This is a genomic window from Finegoldia magna, assembly GCF_018371055.1.
GTDB lineage: Bacteria > Bacillota > Clostridia > Tissierellales > Peptoniphilaceae > Finegoldia > Finegoldia magna_I.
In genome coordinates this window covers 1-4,158 of record NZ_JAGYZD010000160.1, presented here as the reverse complement: position 1 = coordinate 4,158, position 4,158 = coordinate 1, and the positions used below count along the sequence as shown (strand labels likewise).

Genomic DNA, 4,158 nt, shown 5'->3' with positions numbered 1-4,158 from the left:
TGATCACTCAGTAAGACTTATAGATGCATCGACATTCCACATCTCAAGTCCAGAAAGTTTGTATGGATTTTTGGCAGGAATAATGTCACAAGATTTCGATATCGAAACAATTTACGTAGATGGAATTTACTCAATCGTTGAAATGACAGAACAACAATTAGAAGAATTCCTAGAAAACTTGGAAGTTTTATCAAAAGAAGCTAACGTTAACTTCTTCATTGGAATGAACAAAGAAAAATCAAGCTTACCAGCAAAATACCACGAAGACACAGTGGAATTGCACGAATAATACACTCACGATAGACCCTTTGATAGGGTCTATTTTTGTTTGTTTGTTTGTCGCTACACAAAGATAATGAATAAAAGTCGTAACACGCATCGTCTGGCTTACGTAAATTGGCTGCCGAAGCTATTTCAGACTCAGAAAATCAGAAAACTGTTTTGCACGAATATCTGACTTACGAAAATAAGTCGTTGTACAAAGATACGCAATAAAAGTCGTAACACGCATCGTCTAGCTTACGTAAATTGGCAAATTCTAATCTTGAAATTCTAAAATCTCAAACTCGTGCTACGCACTCAGACAATGAGATTTTTTAACGAATTTCTTCGATTGAATTTGACACAATTTACTCCAGATGACTCGCTTAGTTACGATCTTTTATTTGAGTGCTAATTTTTTTCTTAGCAAACGTAGTAATCTGATTTGTTTCACTGACAAGGAAAAATTTATCGCTACATAAACTTACGGAATAAAAGTCGCACCATGCATCATCTGGCTTACGCAAATTGGTCTGATTGCCGCGGCTATTTCAGTTAATGGAAAATCAGAAAACTGTATTGCACGAATATCTAGCTTACGAAAATAAAAAAATCCTCACGCTCGTGCCCCTAAAATCTCAAGTGCGTCTGCGACTGGCACGAGTGAGATTTTTTGACGGATCACTTCGCTTGGGTTTTTAGTTATTTTCTCCAGACGATATTCTTAGCAAAAGCAGTAATCTGATTTGTTTCACTGACGAGGAATATAATCTGTATTGTATCGTGGTAAAATATATAGTATAATCAAAATAACAATATAAATAGTTATATGCAAAACTACTTTTGACAAACTAAAACTTGTGTATATATTAACAAAAAATTCGAATTTTTTGTGGTTTTAACGAGGAGTATTTCGGTAGGAATATTTCATGTGGAGATAATACGAGTAGATTGTGTAAATGGAATAGCAAGAAATTGCTTGGAAACGGATTTGAAATGTATTTGAAAAAACTGAAGGGAGGCGACAAATTCCGCCCGTTAAGGGAAGTTTCCATTGTCATATTAATATGAAATTTAATAAAAAATTATTGGTAGCTGCGCTTGCGGGAACTTTAGTTCTTGGCAGTGGAGTTAGCGCTTATGCTACAGCAGACAATACAAATAGTGCGAAAATGCTACAAGAAAAAGTTTCGGTTGAAGTTTTAAATGAAATATTGAATAATGTTGATAAAATTATAGAAAAATTAGAAAAAGATCCTGATTTATTAAAATTAGAAAAAAATTCTGAATTAAAGAAGCTTGGAAAAATTTCCGAAGTAGAAAAATTAAAGATAGATGTAAAAAAAGAAAGAGCAGGTTTTGATATACCAACAGGTTTAAATACTGAATATGCAATAGGAATGTTGAGACATTTTGATGAAGCAATTGAAAAAATCAAACAATTAAAGCCTCAATCTGATTTTGATACTAAGAAAAAAGCAGAAGAAGCAGCCAAGAAAGACTTGGACACAGAATTAGTGAAGCATGCATTTGACGTGGCAGAAAAAGATGGAAAATGGCACTACACACTAAAATTCAAGGAAATCCAACCAGAAAAATCAACTAATTCTTATAAAAAAGAAAAAACAGAAGAAGAGACTGCTGAAGAAAAGAAACAAACAGAAAAAGAAAAGAAAATCGATGGATTGAAAAATTCAGCAGAAAAACAAAAGGAAGAAGAAGTAAAGAAGAAATCTGAAGAAGCAAAGAAGGCTGAAGAAGAAAAGAAATCTGAAGAAATGAAAGCTAAAGCTAAGAAAAAAGCCGAAGAATTCAAGAAAAACGCAGAAAAGAAGAAAGCAGCCCTTGTTAGAACTACTTCGGACAACAAAGTTAATAGAGTAAAAGTTACTACAGAAAAGAAAAAGCTACCAAAATCTGGTATTGAAACAGAAGTATTAACACTAGCAATAGCATCATTGGCAGGAGTTTTTGGTGTGTATACTTCATTTAAAAAACTCAAATAAAATTTAATTTTAAAAAAGAAAAATGGGGTCTTGTGCTCCCATTTTTTATTTGGAAATTAGAACATTGCCACGATTGTTTCAGCATCATGGAAATCAGAAAACTGATTTGCACGAACACATTTACTAGTAAATTTATTGCGACACAAAGATAATAAATAAAAGTCGTAACACGCATCGTCTGGCTTACGTAAATTGGCAAATTCTAATCTCGAAATTCTAAAATCTCAAACTCGTGCTACGCACTCAAACAATGAGATTTTTTCACGAATTTTTTCGATTAAATTTGACACAATTTTCTCCAGATGACTCGCTTAGTTACCATCTTTTATTTGAGTGCTAATTTTTTTCTTGGTAAAAGCAGTAATCTGATTTATTTCACTGACATATACTCTATCCCACCAAAAAATCCCTTGTCACATGACAAGGGATTGATTATTATAATTTAGATCTATCGTTATCTGAGTTCATCAACAATTGATAAACTTGGATTTCTCCGATTAACTTCAATTCTTCAAAGCCGCGGCGGCGAAGTTCATCACGATCGTGTTCGTTTTCGTAATTTGCATCTGTTTTGAAATAATTTTCCAAAATTTCCGAAACTTTTTCTTTATTATTCGCGTTTTTAAGTACCTCTTCTCTAATATACATAACATACCTCCTACAATTGTTGTTATCTTACATATATTTATACCCCAAAAACTCACAAAACTACCTTATAATATTAACTCCGTCTTCAACCACGTATTCCACATCACAACCACTCAACAAACCATTCATCCACGCACGGCGAAACTCATCGTAAACTTCAGAAGACTCACCGTAAATGTAATACTGTTCGTGCACATCAATTCTCTTAATCCAACGGAACTCTCCATCATTTGATTCCACTGGCAAATTCGCCATATCACAAGGCATCCCGTCCAAGAACTTCTCAGACATAAATTGGAATGCATCAGAAGCATCACCCGAGAAATCTTCCTTTGCACCGAAATCATACGCGATTTTAAGAGCATCTTCAAGCTTTCCTTCTTTTTTAAGCTCACTCAAAACCTTCGCCAGATTATCCTCCACAATTGCTACTCTCACCTGTAACCATCCGTGAATATTGTCCGTGTCGATCAAATCCTCCAACGCTCCACTTTCAATATTTTTCAAATCAACATCATCCAACAACTCACTCATTGAACGCGTAATCTCATCAACGTAATTTATCTTATCGAACATTATATAATGAATTTTTCCTAAAAATCTTGACATATTATCCCTCCATTTATTTGATTTTATTATACAGATAAGAGCTACAATAATCCGTAACGATTGTTACGTGATATAATTAAATGGAAAAGAAAAATTCGTAGAATTAGCATATAAAGCTAAGAAAGCTTTAGAAAATGATCCAATCAACAAATCATACACTATAAGACAAGGTGCTAATGGTAGATACTACTACTTGTTATCACCAAACCCAGCTGACCCAGAAACTCCAGATAAACCATCTAACCCAGAAAAACCAGATGAACCAGAAAAACCGGGTGAACCTTCTAATCCTGAAAAACCAGATATGCCAGGAAAACCTGAAAAACCAGGAAAAGAAGATACTGATTCTCCAAATAAGAAGAAAAAAGCTGAATTACCAAAAGCTGGTAGCGAAGCTGAAATTTTAACATTAGCAGCAGCAGCTTTATCAACAGCAGCAGGCGCTTATGTTTCAATCAGAAAACGTAAATAATTAATCTTAGTATAAAACAGATTTATATTTTAAAATGGGACTAATTTTAGTCCCATTTTTTCATGGATAATTTATCATAACAAGTGCAACATAAAATAACTCATAGCTAATCAGCTGTGTTAATATGTAAGTGACCAAACAAAACATATTAAAAGGAGCGAT

The 4,158-nt window shown here is 33.6% G+C and carries 5 protein-coding genes and 1 pseudogene; 4 read left to right on the top strand and 2 right to left on the bottom strand.

Features of this window, described 5'->3' with window-relative positions; translation table 11 throughout:
• Together KHW44_RS07100 and KHW44_RS07095 are read left to right on the top strand one after the other, a co-directional pair.
• The coding region (locus KHW44_RS07100) for a hypothetical protein (protein ID WP_304067720.1) at positions 1-289 on the top strand (289 nt) is incomplete at its 5' end.
• 1,039 nt (positions 290-1,328) lie between these two features.
• Positions 1,329-2,267 (top strand): DUF5633 domain-containing protein, encoded by a 939-nt coding sequence (locus tag KHW44_RS07095; RefSeq protein WP_304067717.1) that lies wholly within the window; start codon positions 1,329-1,331, stop codon positions 2,265-2,267.
• Positions 2,268-2,702: 435 nt separating this feature from the next.
• Here KHW44_RS07095 and KHW44_RS07090 read toward each other — a convergent pair whose 3' ends face one another.
• Complete coding sequence (locus KHW44_RS07090; protein ID WP_094204433.1) at positions 2,703-2,915, bottom strand: hypothetical protein; 213 nt, start codon at positions 2,913-2,915, stop codon at positions 2,703-2,705.
• Between the two features lie 60 nt (positions 2,916-2,975).
• On the bottom strand, positions 2,976-3,524 hold the full coding sequence (locus KHW44_RS07085; protein ID WP_304067712.1) for a hypothetical protein: 549 nt from the start codon (positions 3,522-3,524) through the stop codon (positions 2,976-2,978).
• Positions 3,525-3,651: 127 nt separating this feature from the next.
• Between KHW44_RS07085 and KHW44_RS10135 the strand changes: the two are divergent.
• Positions 3,652-3,714, top strand: a pseudogene (locus KHW44_RS10135) (DUF5633 domain-containing protein); the annotation flags it as partial.
• A gap of 3 nt (positions 3,715-3,717) precedes the next feature.
• Positions 3,718-3,996: an LPXTG cell wall anchor domain-containing protein gene (locus KHW44_RS07080; RefSeq protein ID WP_304067710.1), complete on the top strand. Its 279-nt coding sequence runs from the start codon at positions 3,718-3,720 to the stop codon at positions 3,994-3,996.
• Positions 3,997-4,158: the final 162 nt, after the last annotated feature.

What these genes read in the sequence shown, in the direction of transcription:
- KHW44_RS07095 (WP_304067717.1), top strand. Translation starts at nt 1,329, where the DNA reads ATGAAATTTAATAAAAAATTATTGGTAGCTGCGCTTGCGGGAACTTTA.
- KHW44_RS07090 (WP_094204433.1), bottom strand. Translation starts at nt 2,915, where the DNA reads ATGTATATTAGAGAAGAGGTACTTAAAAACGCGAATAATAAAGAAAAA.
- KHW44_RS07085 (WP_304067712.1), bottom strand. Translation starts at nt 3,524, where the DNA reads ATGTCAAGATTTTTAGGAAAAATTCATTATATAATGTTCGATAAGATA.